Annotated in this window: 10 protein-coding genes and 3 rRNA genes; 4 read left to right on the top strand and 9 right to left on the bottom strand. The window is 66.9% G+C overall.

Features of this window, described 5'->3' with window-relative positions; genetic code table 11:
• The first annotated feature begins 292 nt into the window (after nucleotides 1-292).
• The 3 genes from C1703_RS18475 to rrf all read left to right on the top strand — a co-directional run bounded on the left by C1703_RS18475 (nucleotide 293) and on the right by rrf (nucleotide 5,439).
• Nucleotides 293-1,818 (top strand): 16S ribosomal RNA (locus tag C1703_RS18475).
• Nucleotides 1,819-2,116: 298 nt separating this feature from the next.
• Nucleotides 2,117-5,238, top strand: a 23S ribosomal RNA gene (locus tag C1703_RS18470).
• Between the two features lie 84 nt (nucleotides 5,239-5,322).
• Nucleotides 5,323-5,439 (top strand): 5S ribosomal RNA (gene rrf / locus C1703_RS18465).
• Together the 16S, 23S and 5S rRNA genes form the textbook arrangement of a ribosomal RNA operon.
• Before the next feature lie 46 nt (nucleotides 5,440-5,485).
• On the opposite strand, the gene C1703_RS18460 is transcribed toward rrf, so the two are convergent.
• Genes C1703_RS18460 through C1703_RS18445 form a run of 4 tightly spaced genes read right to left on the bottom strand, consistent with a single transcriptional unit; the run spans nucleotide 5,486 to nucleotide 9,116 of the window.
• Nucleotides 5,486-6,154, bottom strand: coding sequence for a response regulator transcription factor (locus tag C1703_RS18460; protein ID WP_114253914.1), 669 nt, complete (start codon nucleotides 6,152-6,154; stop codon nucleotides 5,486-5,488).
• The gene (locus tag C1703_RS18455; RefSeq protein WP_114253913.1) at nucleotides 6,151-7,395 is read right to left on the bottom strand and encodes a histidine kinase; all 1,245 of its coding nucleotides are present in this window, start codon (nucleotides 7,393-7,395) and stop codon (nucleotides 6,151-6,153) included. The genes C1703_RS18460 and C1703_RS18455 overlap by 4 nt, the downstream gene beginning before the upstream one ends.
• 24 nt (nucleotides 7,396-7,419) lie before the next feature.
• Complete coding sequence (locus C1703_RS18450; protein ID WP_114253912.1) at nucleotides 7,420-8,199, bottom strand: ABC transporter permease; 780 nt, start codon at nucleotides 8,197-8,199, stop codon at nucleotides 7,420-7,422.
• Nucleotides 8,196-9,116, bottom strand: a complete 921-nt coding sequence (locus tag C1703_RS18445; RefSeq protein WP_114253911.1) for an ABC transporter ATP-binding protein — start codon at nucleotides 9,114-9,116, stop codon at nucleotides 8,196-8,198. Before C1703_RS18445 ends, C1703_RS18450 begins: the two co-directional genes overlap by 4 nt.
• 93 nt (nucleotides 9,117-9,209) lie before the next feature.
• Between C1703_RS18445 and C1703_RS18440 the strand changes: the two genes are divergently transcribed.
• Entirely contained in the window at nucleotides 9,210-9,779 is a 570-nt protein-coding gene (locus C1703_RS18440) for a GNAT family N-acetyltransferase (RefSeq protein ID WP_114253910.1), read from the top strand.
• Nucleotides 9,780-9,833: 54 nt separating this feature from the next.
• On the opposite strand, the gene C1703_RS18435 is transcribed toward C1703_RS18440, so the two are convergent.
• From C1703_RS18435 to C1703_RS18415, 5 genes are read right to left on the bottom strand one after another with little or no spacing between them, the layout of a single operon-like run.
• Entirely contained in the window at nucleotides 9,834-11,597 is a 1,764-nt protein-coding gene (locus C1703_RS18435) for a TraM recognition domain-containing protein (RefSeq protein WP_114253909.1), read from the bottom strand.
• A 17-nt stretch (nucleotides 11,598-11,614) separates the two neighbouring features.
• The gene (locus tag C1703_RS18430; RefSeq protein WP_114253908.1) at nucleotides 11,615-13,024 is read right to left on the bottom strand and encodes an ATP-binding protein; all 1,410 of its coding nucleotides are present in this window, start codon (nucleotides 13,022-13,024) and stop codon (nucleotides 11,615-11,617) included.
• A 6-nt stretch (nucleotides 13,025-13,030) separates the two neighbouring features.
• Entirely contained in the window at nucleotides 13,031-14,587 is a 1,557-nt protein-coding gene (locus C1703_RS18425; RefSeq protein WP_114253907.1) for an SCO6880 family protein, read from the bottom strand.
• Nucleotides 14,584-15,909, bottom strand: coding sequence for a hypothetical protein (locus tag C1703_RS18420; protein WP_114253906.1), 1,326 nt, complete (start codon nucleotides 15,907-15,909; stop codon nucleotides 14,584-14,586). Before C1703_RS18420 ends, C1703_RS18425 begins: the two co-directional genes overlap by 4 nt.
• Complete coding sequence (locus C1703_RS18415) at nucleotides 15,899-16,732, bottom strand: hypothetical protein (protein WP_114253905.1); 834 nt, start codon at nucleotides 16,730-16,732, stop codon at nucleotides 15,899-15,901. Before C1703_RS18415 ends, C1703_RS18420 begins: the two co-directional genes overlap by 11 nt.
• Nucleotides 16,733-16,888 lie beyond the last annotated feature (156 nt).

The raw sequence follows: 16,888 nt of genomic DNA, 5'->3' as shown, positions 1-16,888 counted from the left end.
TGGAAAGCACCGAGGAAATCGGATCGAGAACAGATCTGATAGAGTCGGAAACGCAAGACCGAAGGGAAGCGCCCGGAGGAAAGCCCGAGAGGGTGAGTACAAAGGAAGCGACCGTTCCTTGAGAACTCAACAGCGTGCCAAAAGTCAACGCCAGATATGTTGATACCCCGTCCATCGGATCACTGATGGTCGAGGTTCCTTTGAAAAAACACAGCGAGGACGCTGTGAACGGTCGGGCTTATTCCGCCTGACTGTTCCGCTCTCGTGGTGTCGACCGGATTACCGGTACACATTCACGGAGAGTTTGATCCTGGCTCAGGACGAACGCTGGCGGCGTGCTTAACACATGCAAGTCGAACGATGAACCACTTCGGTGGGGATTAGTGGCGAACGGGTGAGTAACACGTGGGCAATCTGCCCTGCACTCTGGGACAAGCCCTGGAAACGGGGTCTAATACCGGATACTGACCACTACAGGCATCTGTGGTGGTGGAAAGCTCCGGCGGTGCAGGATGAGCCCGCGGCCTATCAGCTTGTTGGTGAGGTAACGGCTCACCAAGGCGACGACGGGTAGCCGGCCTGAGAGGGCGACCGGCCACACTGGGACTGAGACACGGCCCAGACTCCTACGGGAGGCAGCAGTGGGGAATATTGCACAATGGGCGCAAGCCTGATGCAGCGACGCCGCGTGAGGGATGACGGCCTTCGGGTTGTAAACCTCTTTCAGCAGGGAAGAAGCGAAAGTGACGGTACCTGCAGAAGAAGCGCCGGCTAACTACGTGCCAGCAGCCGCGGTAATACGTAGGGCGCGAGCGTTGTCCGGAATTATTGGGCGTAAAGAGCTCGTAGGCGGCTTGTCGCGTCGGTTGTGAAAGCCCGGGGCTTAACCCCGGGTCTGCAGTCGATACGGGCAGGCTAGAGTTCGGTAGGGGAGATCGGAATTCCTGGTGTAGCGGTGAAATGCGCAGATATCAGGAGGAACACCGGTGGCGAAGGCGGATCTCTGGGCCGATACTGACGCTGAGGAGCGAAAGCGTGGGGAGCGAACAGGATTAGATACCCTGGTAGTCCACGCCGTAAACGGTGGGCACTAGGTGTGGGCAACATTCCACGTTGTCCGTGCCGCAGCTAACGCATTAAGTGCCCCGCCTGGGGAGTACGGCCGCAAGGCTAAAACTCAAAGGAATTGACGGGGGCCCGCACAAGCGGCGGAGCATGTGGCTTAATTCGACGCAACGCGAAGAACCTTACCAAGGCTTGACATACACCGGAAAACCCTGGAGACAGGGTCCCCCTTGTGGTCGGTGTACAGGTGGTGCATGGCTGTCGTCAGCTCGTGTCGTGAGATGTTGGGTTAAGTCCCGCAACGAGCGCAACCCTTGTCCCGTGTTGCCAGCAGGCCCTTGTGGTGCTGGGGACTCACGGGAGACCGCCGGGGTCAACTCGGAGGAAGGTGGGGACGACGTCAAGTCATCATGCCCCTTATGTCTTGGGCTGCACACGTGCTACAATGGCCGGTACAATGAGCTGCGATACCGCGAGGTGGAGCGAATCTCAAAAAGCCGGTCTCAGTTCGGATTGGGGTCTGCAACTCGACCCCATGAAGTCGGAGTCGCTAGTAATCGCAGATCAGCATTGCTGCGGTGAATACGTTCCCGGGCCTTGTACACACCGCCCGTCACGTCACGAAAGTCGGTAACACCCGAAGCCGGTGGCCCAACCCCTTGTGGGAGGGAGCTGTCGAAGGTGGGACTGGCGATTGGGACGAAGTCGTAACAAGGTAGCCGTACCGGAAGGTGCGGCTGGATCACCTCCTTTCTAAGGAGCACTTCTAAGCCAGGCTTGCCTGGTTCAGAGGCCAGTACATCAGCGAATGTCTGATGCTGGTTGCTCATGGGTGGAACGTTGACTACTCGGCACACTTGACCTGCTCGTCTTCCTAGTACTGCTTCGGCGTGGAACGGAAGAGGGAGAGGCGAGGGTGTCGGGCACGCTGTTGGGTGTCTGAGGGAATGAACTTTCCTCAGCGCCGGCCCCGGTAAAGCACTGACGAAGTTGGTGTGTGATGGGTGGCTGGTCGTTGTTTGAGAACTGCACAGTGGACGCGAGCATCTGTGGCCAAGTTTTTAAGGGCGCACGGTGGATGCCTTGGCACCAGGAACCGATGAAGGACGTGGGAGGCCGCGATAGGCCCCGGGGAGCTGTCAACCGAGCTTTGATCCGGGGGTGTCCGAATGGGGAAACCCGGCAGTCGTCATGGGCTGTCACCCGCTGCTGAACACATAGGCAGTGTGGAGGGAACGCGGGGAAGTGAAACATCTCAGTACCCGCAGGAAGAGAAAACAACCGTGATTCCGGGAGTAGTGGCGAGCGAAACTGGATGAGGCCAAACCGTATGCGTGTGAGACCCGGCAGGGGTTGCGTATACGGGGTTGTGGGATCTCTCTTTCATGGTCTGCCGGCCATGAGACGAGTCAGAAACCGTTGATGTAGGCGAAGGACATGCGAAAGGTCCGGCGTAGAGGGTAAGACCCCCGTAGTCGAAACGTCAGCGGCTCGTTTGAGAGACACCCAAGTAGCACGGGGCCCGAGAAATCCCGTGTGAATCTGGCGGGACCACCCGCTAAGCCTAAATATTCCCTGGTGACCGATAGCGGATAGTACCGTGAGGGAATGGTGAAAAGTACCCCGGGAGGGGAGTGAAATAGTACCTGAAACCGTGTGCCTACAAGCCGTGGGAGCGTCGGAACAAGGCTTGCCTTGTTCTCGTGACTGCGTGCCTTTTGAAGAATGAGCCTGCGAGTTTGCGGTGTGTTGCGAGGTTAACCCGTGTGGGGAAGCCGTAGCGAAAGCGAGTCCGAATAGGGCGTTGGAGTAGCACGCTCAAGACCCGAAGCGGAGTGATCTAGCCATGGGCAGGTTGAAGCGGAGGTAAGACTTCGTGGAGGACCGAACCCACCAGGGTTGAAAACCTGGGGGATGACCTGTGGTTAGGGGTGAAAGGCCAATCAAACTCCGTGATAGCTGGTTCTCCCCGAAATGCATTTAGGTGCAGCGTCGTGTGTTTCTTGCCGGAGGTAGAGCACTGGATAGGCGATGGGCCCTACCGGGTTACTGACCTTAGCCAAACTCCGAATGCCGGTAAGTGAGAGCGCGGCAGTGAGACTGTGGGGGATAAGCTCCATGGTCGAGAGGGAAACAGCCCAGAGCATCGACTAAGGCCCCTAAGCGTACGCTAAGTGGGAAAGGATGTGGAGTCGCAGAGACAACCAGGAGGTTGGCTTAGAAGCAGCCACCCTTGAAAGAGTGCGTAATAGCTCACTGGTCTAGTGATTCCGCGCCGACAATGTAGCGGGGCTCAAGCGTACCGCCGAAGTCGTGTCATTCATACAACAGCCCCAACGGGTGTATGGATGGGTAGGGGAGCGTCGTCTGCCGGGTGAAGCAGCCGTGTAAGCGAGTTGTGGACGGTTGACGAGTGAGAATGCAGGCATGAGTAGCGATTCACACGTGAGAAACGTGTGCGCCGATTGACTAAGGGTTCCTGGGTCAAGCTGATCTGCCCAGGGTAAGTCGGGACCTAAGGCGAGGCCGACAGGCGTAGTCGATGGATAACCGGTTGATATTCCGGTACCCGCTGTGAAGCGTCAAACATCGAGCATCGTGATGCTAAGGCCGTGAAGCCGCCGGTGATCCCTTCGGGGTGATCCGGAGTGGTGGAGCCGCCGAACCAAGCGGTTAGTAGGTGAGTGATGGGGTGACGCAGGAAGGTAGTCCAGCCCGGGCGGTGGTTGTCCCGGGGTAAGGGTGTAGGACGTCAGGTAGGCAAATCCGCCTGGCAATAGTCTGAGACCTGATGCCGAGCCGATTGTGGTGAAGTGGATGATCCTATGCTGTCGAGAAAAGCCTCTAGCGAGTTTCATGGCGGCCCGTACCCTAAACCGACTCAGGTGGTCAGGTAGAGAATACCGAGGCGTTCGGGTGAACTATGGTTAAGGAACTCGGCAAAATGCCCCCGTAACTTCGGGAGAAGGGGGGCCACATCCGGTGACGGGCTTTGCGCCCTGAGCTGGGGGTGGCCGCAGAGACCAGCGAGAAGCGACTGTTTACTAAAAACACAGGTCCGTGCGAAGCCGTAAGGCGATGTATACGGACTGACGCCTGCCCGGTGCTGGAACGTTAAGGGGACCGGTTAGCTCAGATTCGTCTGGGCGAAGCTGAGAACTTAAGCGCCAGTAAACGGCGGTGGTAACTATAACCATCCTAAGGTAGCGAAATTCCTTGTCGGGTAAGTTCCGACCTGCACGAATGGCGTAACGACTTCTCGACTGTCTCAACCATAGGCCCGGTGAAATTGCACTACGAGTAAAGATGCTCGTTTCGCGCAGCAGGACGGAAAGACCCCGGGACCTTTACTACAGTTTGATATTGGTGTTCGGTTCGGCTTGTGTAGGATAGCTGGGAGACTGTGAAGCGCTAACGCCAGTTAGTGTGGAGTCGTCGTTGAAATACCAGTCTGGTCGTGCTGGATGTCTAACCTGGGTCCGTGATCCGGATCAGGGACAGTGTCTGATGGGTAGTTTAACTGGGGCGGTTGCCTCCTAAAGGGTAACGGAGGCGCCCAAAGGTTCCCTCAGCCTGGTTGGCAATCAGGTGTTGAGTGTAAGTGCACAAGGGAGCTTGACTGTGAGACCGACGGGTCGAGCAGGGACGAAAGTCGGGACTAGTGATCCGGCGGTGGCTTGTGGAAGCGCCGTCGCTCAACGGATAAAAGGTACCCCGGGGATAACAGGCTGATCTTCCCCAAGAGTCCATATCGACGGGATGGTTTGGCACCTCGATGTCGGCTCGTCGCATCCTGGGGCTGGAGTCGGTCCCAAGGGTTGGGCTGTTCGCCCATTAAAGCGGTACGCGAGCTGGGTTTAGAACGTCGTGAGACAGTTCGGTCCCTATCCGCTGTGCGCGTAGGAGTCTTGAGAAGGGCTGTCCCTAGTACGAGAGGACCGGGACGGACGAACCTCTGGTGTGCCAGTTGTTCTGCCAAGGGCATGGCTGGTTGGCTACGTTCGGGAGGGATAACCGCTGAAAGCATCTAAGCGGGAAGCCTGCTTCGAGATGAGGACTCCCACCTCCTGGAGAGGGTAAGGCTCCCAGTAGACGACTGGGTTGATAGGCCGGATATGGAAGCACGGTAACGTGTGGAGTTGACCGGTACTAATAGGCCGAGGGCTTGTCCTCAGTTGCTCGCGTCCACTGTGTTGGTTCTGAAACCACGAACGGCCCCACATGCCACATGTGGTGCGGCTGACAGTTTCATAGTGTTTCGGTGGTTATAGCGTAGGGGAAACGCCCGGTTACATTCCGAACCCGGAAGCTAAGCCTTACAGCGCCGATGGTACTGCAGGGGGGACCCTGTGGGAGAGTAGGACGCCGCCGAACAATTATTGAAAAGGCCCACACCTTACGGTGTGGGCCTTTTTGTGTTTCAGGACGGCTGGACCAGCTTCGTGTCGTAGGCCAGGATGACCGCCTGAATGCGGTCGCGGGAACCCGTTTTCGCGAGGATGCGACCCACATGGGTCTTCACCGTCGACTCGGCGAGATGGAGGCGCGTGGCTATCTCCGTGTTCGTCCAGCCCTTGCCGATGACCGTCAGGATTTCGCGCTCCCGGTCGGTGAGGGAGGAGAGGCGGGGGTCTTCCTGATCCGTCTCCGCCGAGGGGTCGGTCGGCAGGTGGTGGACGTAGGCGTCGAGGAGGCGGCGGGTCAGGCTCGGGGCGACGACCGCGTCACCGGTGGCGACCGCGCGGATGCCCGCCAGGAGTTCCTCGGGCTGGGCGTCCTTGACCAGGAAGCCGGAGGCGCCCGCGCGGAGGCCGGCGTAGGCGTACTCGTCCAGGTCGAACGTGGTGACGATCAGGATGCGGGTGCGGTCGCCCGCGGCGGTGATGCGGCGGGTCGCCTCGATGCCGTCCAGGCCGGGCATGCGGATGTCCATGAGGACGACATCGGGGTGGAGCTCGGCCGCCATGCGGACGGCTTCGCTGCCGTTCGCCGCCTCGCCGACGACCGTCATGTCGTCCTGGCTCTCCAGGAGCATGCGGGAGCCGAAGCGCTGCAGGGGCTGGTCGTCGGCGATGAGGACCGTGGTCACTGCGGGGTTTCCTCCGGGAGGTGTAGGCGGACGCGCCAGCCCTGTTCCGGGTGGGGGCGAGGGCCGGCCTCAAGTGTGCCGCCGTAGAGGGCGGTTCGCTCGCGCATTCCCGGTAGTCCGCGACCGCCCGCGAGGTTCTGGGGGCGGCCGCCGTTGCCGGTGTCCGTGATCGTGACGGTGACCGCGCCCTTTTCCTCGTAGGACAGCTCTATGTCCGCGGTGGCGTCGGGACCGCCGTGTTTCAGGGTGTTGGTGAGGGCTTCCTGAATGACGCGGTAGACCGTGAGCTGGCGGCCGATGGGAAGGGTGGGGCTGCCGTGCGTGGTGGTGCGGACGGGGAGGCCTGCGGAGCGGACGCCGTCGAGGAGCTGGTCGAGGTCCGTGAGGCCGGGTTGGGGGGTCAGGTCCGCCTGTTGTTTCTCCTCCTCGCCGAGGACGTCGAGGAGGCGGCGGAGTTCGGTGAGGGCCTGGCGGCTGGTGGTGGCGATGGCGTCGAGGGCCTGGGCGGCGCGTTCCGGGGACTTGGCGGCCGCGTATCGGCCGCCGTCGGCGAGGCCCGTGATGACGGAGAGGTTGTGGCCGATGATGTCGTGCATCTCGCGGGCGATGCGGGCGCGTTCGGCGGCGGTGGCGAGCTGGGCCTGCTGGTCGCGTTCCCGCTCCAGGCGGCGGGCGCGGTCCTCCAGGGCCTCGGTGTAGTTGCGGCGGGTGCGGACCGTGACGCCGATGAGGGCGGACACCGTGATGGACATCAGCTGGGAGCCGATCTGCTGGTCCCAGCTGCCTTCGCCGTGGCGGACGACGGATACGAGGACCGGGGCGATCACCAGGGCCGTCGCCCACCACAGGTTGCGCAGGGCGCGGCGCAGCGCCAGGTGGTACACGAGGACCAGTTGGAGCAGGGCCGCTTGGAGGGCGGCACCGGTCCAGGCGTTGACCAGGGCGAAGGGGACCGTCGCGGCGAGGGCGGCCCCCGGGTGGGTGCGGCGGCGGAGCAGGGGGAGCGAGAGGCCGAGGCTCAGAGCCAGGAGGAGTCCACCGGGGACGTCCACGCTGTGGGCGTTGTGCTTCCAGCCGCCGCCGACGTAGTCGATCAGGGCGGCCGTCACCCAGAAGCCGGTGAAGTGCAGGTCCCACAGCAGCGGATGGCGGTGGTCGAAGGCGCGCACCCGGCGGGTGAGGCGGTGGGCGTACTCGGTGAGGGGCTCCGGCGCCCGGTCTTCCGTCGTCACGGGGTCCATGGTGAGGGTTTCCGGGGCCGGGTGTCAGACGTCTCGGCGGCGCAGGGCCCAGGCGGCCAGGGCCAGGGTCGTCGCCGTCCACAGGAACATGGCGAGCAGGGCGGCGCCCGGGGAGGCCGTGCCGGGCATGGGCTGGGCTGTGGTGAGGGACTCCAGGGCCTTGCCCGGGAAGTAGCGGACGGCGTTGTCCACGGCGTCGTACGGGAGCATCGCCAGGACCTCCGGGAGGATCATGATCAGGCCGATGAAGGCGCCGATGGCCATCGGGACGGAGCGGAGCAGGGCGCCGATGGCGAGGGCGAGGACGGCGAGGAGGGTGAGGCCGGCCGCGTTGCCCGCGAGGGCGCGCAGGACGCCGGGGTCGCCGAGGGAGGCGGACAGGTCGGTGCCGGTGAGGAAGGACTGGGCGAGGGGGAACGTCAGGAGGTTCGTCGCCAGGGTGAGGGGGAGGGCGGTCGCGGTCAGGACGGCGGCCTTGGACCACAGGACGGGCAGGCGGCGCGGGACGGCGGTCATCGTGGCGCGGATCTGGCCGGTGGAGTACTCGCCGGCGGTGGCCAGGATGCCCAGCACGCCCAGGTTGATCGTGGCGAACTGGGTGCCGAGGAGGACGAACATGACGGTGTCCATGCCGCCTTCGCCGGAACCGTCGTAGGCGGCGCCGAGGCCCGCGCCCATGGCGGCCGTCAGGAGGCTCGTGACGGCGAGGGTGATCCAGGTGGAGCGCAGGGTCCGGAACTTGTGCCACTCGGAGCGCAGGACGCGGGCCGGGGTCACGCGGTAGGGGAGGGTCGCCGTGGTCATGCCGCTGCTCCTTCAAGGGTCGCCGGGTACTCCACGGCGTCGCGGGTGAGGTCCATGAAGGCCTCCTCCAGGGAGGCGGCGTTGGGGGTGAGTTCGTAGAGGGGGATGCCGTGGGCGGCTGCCGTGCGGCCGATGTGTTCGGCGTCCGCGCCGCGGACCTGGAGGGTGCCGGGGGTGTCGGTGGTGATGTCGACGCCGGGGGCGGTGAGGACGCGTACGAGGTCGGGGGCGCGCGGGGTGACGACCTTGGTGGTGCCGGCGCCGGAGTCGCGGACGAAGTCGGCGACCGTGGTGTCGGCGAGGAGGCGGCCGCGGCCGATGATGACCAGGTGCTCGGCGGTGAGGGCCGTCTCGCTCATCAGGTGCGAGGAGACGAAGACCGTACGGCCCTCCGCGGCGAGGGACTTGAGCAGGTTGCGGATCCACAGGACGCCCTCCGGGTCGAGGCCGTTGACCGGCTCGTCGAGGATGAGCACCGCCGGGTCGCCGAGGAGGGCCGCGGCGATGCCGAGGCGCTGTCCCATGCCGAGGGAGAAGCCCTTGACGCGGCGGTGGGCCACGTCGGTCAGGCCGGTGAGGCCGAGGACCTGCTCGACGCGGGCGCGGGGAATGCCGTGGGTGTGGGCGAGGGCGCGCAGGTGGTGGTAGGCGGTGCGGCCGGGGTGGACCGAGCGGGCCTCCAGCAGGGCGCCGACCTCGGTGAGGGGTGCCGGGTGGGCGGCGTAGGAGCGTCCGCCCACGGTCGCGTGGCCGCGGGTGGGGGCGTCGAGGCCGAGGAGCATGCGCATGGTCGTGGACTTGCCGGCGCCGTTCGGGCCGAGGAAGCCGGTGACCGTGCCGGGGCGGACCGTGAAGGACAGGTCCGTGACGACCGTCCGGTCGCCGTAGCGTTTGGTCAGTTCGTGTGCGGTCAGCATGCTTCGATGCTCGTGCGTGCGGGGGCGGCGGGCGTCGGACCGGCGGGGTAATCGGGGTGAGGGGCGTCGTACCCGGGTACTACCGTGGCCCGCATGAGCTATGTGATCCGGTCCGTCCGTGCTGATGAGTGGGCCGCCGTGAAGGAGTTGCGGCTCGCGGCGCTGCGGGATCCGGTGGCGCACCTGGCCTTCCTGGAGACGTACGAGGAGGCCGTGGCGAGGCCGGACTCCTTCTGGCAGGAGCGGACGGCCGGTGCCGCCGAGGGGGCGGACGCGCGGCAGCAGATCATCGCCGAGGGGCCGGACGGGCGGTGGGTGGCGACGGTGACCGTGCTCGTGGAGGAGCCGGGGACGACCGACTGGGCCGGGTTTCCGGTGGAGCGGAAGCAGGGGCATGTCGTCGGCGTGTTCGTACGGCCGGAGGAGCGCGGGAGCGGGCTGACCGAGGTGCTGTTCGATGCCGCGCTCGAGTGGGCGTGGGGGCGGGGTCTTGAGCGGGTGCGGCTCTTCGTGCACGAGGAGAACGGGCGGGCGCAGCGGTTCTATCGGCGGGTGGGGTTCTTGCCGAGTGGGGCGACCGTGCCGCTCGGGGATGCGGGGGAGCTGGAGTTGGAGTTCGTGCTTGAGCGGAGCGCTGTGGGGGTGCCCTTTTCAGACGGGTAGTCCGTCTTGCTCAGACGGGTAGTTCGTCTTGCTCAGACGAGTAGTTCGTCCTGCTCAGACGGGTAGTTCGTCGTGCGGCCAGCGGGCGCGGCCCTGTTCGCGGGACCGGAGCAGGGCCAGGGTCGGCATGCCCCGGTCCGCTCCGGTGGCCAGCAGCTCCGGGAGCTGAGGAAGCGGGGCCACGGCCGCGACGTCGTCCAGGACGAGGGTCAGTGGTGGGTCGAGGCGACCGGAGGATGACCGTTCGGCCATGCGCCGGCCGCGCTCGACCACGCTGGAGACGAGGGCCGTCAGGAAGGGCATCGCGCCCGGACTGGTCCTGGGGTCCTCGATGGATTCACCGACCACATAAAGCGTGCCCCCTTCGTGGACGAAGGAATCCAAGGCGAGGGCATCACTTCGGTGGGGAGTGCACGCGTTGCGGATGTTGACCGTGGAGAGGGCCGCGAGGGCGCGGGTGGTCAGCTGCTGGGCCATGTCGCGGCGTTCCGGGTGGGCCGTGAGGGCGCCTTCGATTTCGCCCGCGGAGCCGGGGGCGGCCTTGGGGTTGGTGCGGAGGATGCGTACGGCGTCCTGGATCTGGGTGCCCTGGGACCAGCGGTGGACGTGGCGGATGGTGCGGCCGTCGATGGCGGCGGCGTGCAGGTAGCTCCGCAGGAGGGTGGTGGCCGTGTCGGTGACCGCCTGGTCGAGTTTGGCGGTGGGGCGTACGGGGGTGAGGAGGGCCGTGGCTCTCGCTGTCGCCGTTTCCCTGTCCTCGCAACCGGTGGTGGGGGACCAGTGGAGGCGGGACGGGGTGTCGCAGAGGTGGGTGGGGTCGTAGAGGTGGGTGGGGCCCAGTTTTCCCCGGGCATCTTTGGTCTCCAGCCAGAGGGTGGGGTTGGAGGTGACGACGAGGGCGGGGCCTTCCGCGTCGCGTACCGCTTGGGTGGCGGTGGTCTGGCGGGTTTCCCTGGGGGCTACGTGGATTTTTTCCCACCCGCCCACCCGTTCCTGGCCGAACAGAGAAGCCGGGGTGGTGGGGATGGCCGCCGGGGGCGGGGACGGGGTTGCCGTGGGGTGCGGTGGTTCGGGGGCCGTCGCGCGGCGGGGGGTGGGGACGTCGGGCTGCGGTGACGTGGGGGCGGTGGGCTGCGTTGACGCGGGGGTGCCGTGTTGGGCCGGTGCGGGTGCCGGTGCCGGTGTGGCGGACTGGGCCGACGTCGGTGCGCCGTGCTGCGCCGGGGGTGGTGCCCCGTGCTGTGCCGGTGCCGGTGTGGGGTGCTGAACCGGCGTCGGTACGCCGTGCTGTGCCTGTGCCGGCGCCGGGTGCTGGGCCGGTGGGTGTCCCCCCGGCTGGGCCGCCGCCGGCCCTTCAAGGTGGCCCGGCGCTCCCGCCTCGTACGCCGTGCCGCCCGTGCCCGGTGCCGTGCGTGCCGGCCGTGCCGCCGCCGTCGCCTTCTCCGCTCGGCGCCGGGCTCGGCCTGCGCGCCAGCGGGCCACCGTGCCGAGGACGAATACCGTCAGGACGAACAGGACCATCAGCTGGCCGATGAACAGGCCCCAGAACAGGCCGTAGCCGGAGAGCTGGCCGGGGGGTGTGTCGGGCCAGGCGCCGGGGATGTCGTGGGGCTCGGCGATGAGGCCGCGCATGGCGAGGGGCGTGCGGGTGAAGGTGACGCCGGACGGCCAGGCGCCGTGGGCGAACCAGGCGGCGAGGCCCGTGGCCGTCCACACCAGCAGGGTCATGCCGAGGAGGAACGCGAGTATGCCGACCAGCAGGCCGTCGGGGATGCCTCCCTGGCCGTCCCGCTGGGTGCGGCGGTCGTCCGGTCTCACGCGTTCCTCCCCTGCGCCTACGCCACCGTCGATTCGGAGTCGCCCATGTGGTGCTCCACGAAGGCCGCTGCCCTCTCCTCCGCCTCGATCTCGGCGGCGTGCAGGGCGTCGTCCGGGAGGTCGGCGGAGGACTCGGTCATCGCGCGGTCGGTGAAGACCAGCGGGCGTTCGGTCTCCGTGACCAGGTGTTTGACGACCTGGACGTTGCCGTTGACGTCCCAGACGGCGATGCCGGGGGTGAGGGTCGGGATGATCTCGACCGCCCAGCGGGGGAGGCCGAGGACCCGGCCCGTGGCCCTCGCCTCGTCGGCCTTCTGGGCGTAGATCGTCCTGGTCGAGGCCATCTTCAGGATCGCCGCGGCTTCTTTTGCCGCCGCGCCGTCGACGACGTCGGACAAGTGGTGGACCACCGCCACGAACGACAGGCCCAGGCGTCGGCCGAACTTCAGCAGGCGCTGGAAGAGCTGCGCCACGAAGGGGCTGTTGATGATGTGCCAGGCCTCCTCGACCAGGAAGATGCGCTTCTTCCGGTCGGGGCGGATCCAGGTGTGCTCCAGCCAGACGCCGACGATCGCCATGAGGATGGGCATGGCGATGGAGTTGCGGTCGATGTGGGAGAGGTCGAAGACGATCAGCGGGGCGTCGAGGTCGATGCCGACCGTGGTCGGGCCGTCGAACATGCCGCGCAGGTCACCGTCGACCAGGCGGTCCAGGACCAGGGCGACGTCGAGGCCCCAGGCCCGTACGTCGTCTATGGCGACGTTCATCGCCTCGGCCGACTCGGGCTCGGGGTGGCGCAGCTGCTCGACGATGTCGGAGAGGACCGGCTGGCGGTCGGTGATCGTCTCGTTGACGTAGGCGTGGGCGACCTTGAGGGCGAAGCCGGAGCGTTCGTCCAGGCCGTGGCCCATCGCGACCTCGATGATCGTGCGGAGCAGCGCGAGCTGGCCCGTCGTCGTGATCGCGGGGTCGAGCGGGTTGAGGCGGATCCCCATGTCCAGGGCGGCCATCGGGTCCAGGCGGATGGGAGTTATCCCCAGCTCCTGCGCGATGAGGTTCCACTCGCCGACGCCGTCCTCGCCCTGCGCGTCCAGGACGACGACCTGGCGGTCCTTGAAGCGGAGCTGGCGCAGGACGTACGTCTTCTCCAGCGCCGACTTGCCGTTGCCGGACTCGCCGAGGACCAGCCAGTGGGGGGCGGGGAGCTGCTGGCCGTAGAGCTGGAAGGGGTCGTAGATGTAGCCCTTTCCGGAGTACACCTCGCGGCCGATGATGACGCCCGAGTCGCCGAGGCCGGGGGCGGCGGTCGGCAGGTAGACCGCCTGGGCCTGGCCCGTGGACGTGCGCACCGGGAGCCGGGTCGTCTCGACCTTCCCGAAGAGGAAGGACGTGAAGGCCTCGGTGAGGACGGACAGCGGATCCCGCATCAGGTCCTACCTCCGGATGCCGGTGGCGAAGGGAAGGGTGTTCACGAAGGCGCGGTGGTGCTCGCGGTCGCACCATTCCAGCTTGAGGTACGACTTTCCGGCCGAGGCCCTTATCGTGCGCTTGTCGCGGGCGAGGGCGTCGGGGGAGCGGGAGCTGACGGTGATGTAGCCGACGAGGTTGACGCCGGCGGCGCCGCTGGCGAGGTCCTCGCCGCGCTGGTCGAGCCGGGAGTTCGCGGCCACGTCGCGCGGGTCGACCGTGCGGTTCATCTTGGCGGCGCGGGACGCCTCGGCCTCGTCGTTGGTCTTCTCCGTGAGCATGCGCTCGATGGCGACCTCGGTGGGTTCGAGGTCCATGGTGACGGCGACCGTGCGGATGACGTCCGGGGTGTGGACGAGCAGCGGGGCGAGGAAGTTGACGCCGACGGGGGTCATCGGCCACTCCTTCACCCAGGCCGTGGCGTGGCACCAGGGGGCGCGGGTGGAGGACTCGCGGGTCTTGGCCTGGAGGTAGGTGGGCTCCATGGCGTCCAGCTCGGCCGGCCAGGCGTTGCGTTTCGTCATCGCCTGGATGTGGTCGATCGGGTGGTCCGGGTCGTACATGGAGTGGATCAGCGACGACAGCCGGCTCTGGCCGAGGGGCTGGCGGACGCGGATGTCGGCCTCCTGCAGGCGCGAGCAGATGTCGGTGAGCTCGCGGGCCATGACGACGGCGAGTCCGGCGTCCCGGTCGACCTTGCCGCCGTGGGCGCGGGCGGCCCGGGCCATGGCGTTGGCCTCGGCGGCGAGGTCGCGGGTGTAGTGCATGCAGGCGACGAGGTAGGCGCGGTGCTGCTCGCTGCTGGTCGACACCATCGACTGGAGCTGGTCGTAGGACTCCTGCAGCCAGGGCAGGGCCTTGTCGTCGCCGCGGACGGCGACGTCCTTGGCGTGGGCGTCCGGGTCGGCGGGGAGGGTGCGGGCGAGCATCTGCAGGCGGGTGACGAAACCGTCGCCGTTGGCCACGTGCTTGAGCAGCGTGCCGAAGCGGTCGACCAGGGCCTCCTGGTCCTCGCTGTCGCGCAGGCCGACGCCGGGGCCCTCGATCTCGATGGCGGCCGTGACGGTCTTGCGGTCGGCGTGCAGGAGCACGGCGATCTCGTCCGGGCCGAAGGGGGCGGACAGCCAGGTGATGCGGCCGATGCCGGGGGGCGGGCCGACCTCGACCTCGCGGCCGTCGAGCCGGGTGCCGGCCTCGACGGCGGCGGAGCGGTAGGTGGCGCCCTGCTTGAGGGTGCGCTTGTAGCTGCGGTTGATCTCGAACCACTTGTAGAACGTGCGGTGCTTGTACGGCACGTACACCGCGGCCAGCGCCAGCATCGGGAACCCGGCGAGCAGCACGATGCGCAGGGACAGCACCGGGACGAGGAGCCCGCACATCATGCCGAGGAACGCGCCCACGACGATCAGGGCGATCTCGCCGGTCTCGCGGTTGCGGCCGATGATCGCGTTCGGCCGGGCGCGGCCGATCAGATATGTCCGGCGGGGCGTGACCGGATGGGACACGTGGGACTCGGTCGTCAACGCCCTTCACCTCCCGTGCGATTGGTACTGCTGTTGCGGGTGTTGCTGGCGTGGGGAGTGTTGACGGGGCTGCTCGAACGGGGGGCGGGTGCGGCGGAGGGGACAGATCCGCCGCCGCCGTTCGAGGGGCGCGTGCTGTGCGCGGCGACTCCGCCGGAGGCGGGGTTGCTGGGGCGGGGGGCGGAGGACTGGCTGCCTCCGCCGTTGTGGTCGGCGCGGGTGCTGTGGGTCTTGATGCCCTGGGCGACCAGGGACGCGGGGGAGCTGATGACGGCCGCGGCCTTGCTCTCGGCGCCCCGCATGATGCGGTTGTTGCGGGAGCCGGCGATCTCGTCGCCGAAGCCGGGGACGAAGCGGTAGATCATCGCGCTGGCGAAGATGGCGAGCAGGATGATGGCGAGGCCGGAGACGACGGCGGAGAAGGCGTCCGGGCCGTCGTCGGCGGAGAGCGCGCCGGCGAGGCCGAGGACGATGACGATCACGGGCTTCACGAGGATGACCGCGATCATGATGCCGGCCCAGCGGCGGACGTGGCCCCAGAGGTTCTTGTCGACGAGGCCGGCGTAGACGACGGTGCCGAGGAGGGCGCCGACGTAGAGCAGGGCGGCGCGGATGACGAGCTCCAGCCACAGCACGCCGGCGGCGAGGATGCTGACCAGGGAGACGACGATCAGCATGATGGGGCCGCCGCCGATGTCCTCGCCCTTCTTGAGGGCCTCGGAGAACGTGCCGAAGAAGGCGTCGGTCTGGTCGCCGGTGGCTTTGGCGAGGACCTCGGTGATGCCGTCGGTGGCCGACACGACGGTGTAGAGGATCAGGGGGGTGAAGGCGGAGGCGAGGACGGTCAGCCAGAGGAAGCCGATGGCTTCGGACAGGGCGGTGGTGAGGGGGACGCCGCGGACGGCTCGCTTGGCTACGGCCAGGAGCCAGAGGAGGAGCGTGAGGATCGTCGACGCGGCGAAGACGACCGCGTACTGCTGGAGGAACTTGGGGTTGGTGAAGTCGACGTTGGCGGTCTCCTTCACGGCCTCGCTGAGCTTGTCGACGGTCCAGGAGGCGGCGTCGGCACAGCCCTTGGCGAGGGAGGAGAGGGGGTCGAGGGTGGAGGTGGGGTCGAGGCGGTCGGCGCCGCCTCCGCCGCCGCGGCCGGTGTCGCCTTCGCAGATGTCCCGGGCCTCGCCCCTGAGCAGGTCGCACGCGTTGTTGCTGGGCGAGGGAGAGGGAGTGGGGGCGGCGAAGGCACGGGTGGCCAGCAGGACCGTGGCCGTCTGCACGGCCGTGACCACTGCGGCGAGCTTGAGTACGCGGCGCTTACCGGGCATAGGTGAACCCTCCGTACTCCTCGACAGCCTTGGTCATGTCCTCTGCGGTGGAGGCCTTTTGGTCGCGTCCGACCGGGACGGGGCCGTCCTCCTGGGTGAAGTCGGTGACCTTCCAGTCACCGTCGACCCACTTCAACTGGTAGGTCGTCGTGTACCAGCTCTCGGTCACGGGGTTCGTGGAGCCCTCGCCCGACAGGCCGAAGAGGGACGTGTACCAGAGCGCGACCGAGGCGGTGCTGCCGCCGAAGGACGTGACCTTGGTGCCGACCGGGATGACGCGGGAGACGAAGGTCTGACCGCTCGGCGCGGCGCCGTCCTTGTTCAGGCCGATCTTCTCGAGGAAGCTCTGCCGGGAGTAGGCCTGGTCGAACGCCGGCAGCTGGGCCGCTGCGACATCGGGCGCGTACACCGTGTTGACGATCGCGTGCCGCTTCTCCGTGTTGTACATGTCGGCCGACCCGAGCGCGATGCCGTAATTGGTGGCTGCGGACTGGGCCCCCTGCTCGTCCTGGGAGTAGCCCGTGGGAATCCCGTCCGTCTTCGCCCCCACCGGTCGCTTCCCGGAGGGCGCCGTCGCCGTAGCCCCCGGCTTGGCCGCCGAGCCGTCCGTGGAAGACGACGGGTCGTCCCCCCGGTTCGCGAAGGCGATTGCTGCGATCAGGAGGACGACCACGCCGACCACCGTGACCAGGCTGCGGGACGAGGAGCGCGGGCCGCGGCGTGGGGTGCCGTAGGGGTCGGAGCCTGCGTCGGGCAGGCGGGTGCGGGTCTGGCCCGTGCCGCCGTAGCCGCCGGAGGCCTCGCGCTCGTCACCGAGACTCATGCCGCGTACGCCCCCTCGACGTCGTGCGGAAACACTTCGTACCGGTCGTACTTCTCGTACGACGGTAGCCGTGCTGGTTCCCGCGCGGGCGCGGTGTGGTGACTCGACATCAGGGAAACGCAACCTCAGCCGGTGGGCACGACGGGCGGGTGGGAT

Source organism: Streptomyces sp. Go-475, from assembly GCF_003330845.1.
Taxonomy (GTDB): Bacteria; Actinomycetota; Actinomycetes; order Streptomycetales; family Streptomycetaceae; genus Streptomyces.
The sequence above is the reverse complement of the archived record's forward strand: the minus strand, read 5'-3'. Positions and strand labels throughout refer to the sequence as shown.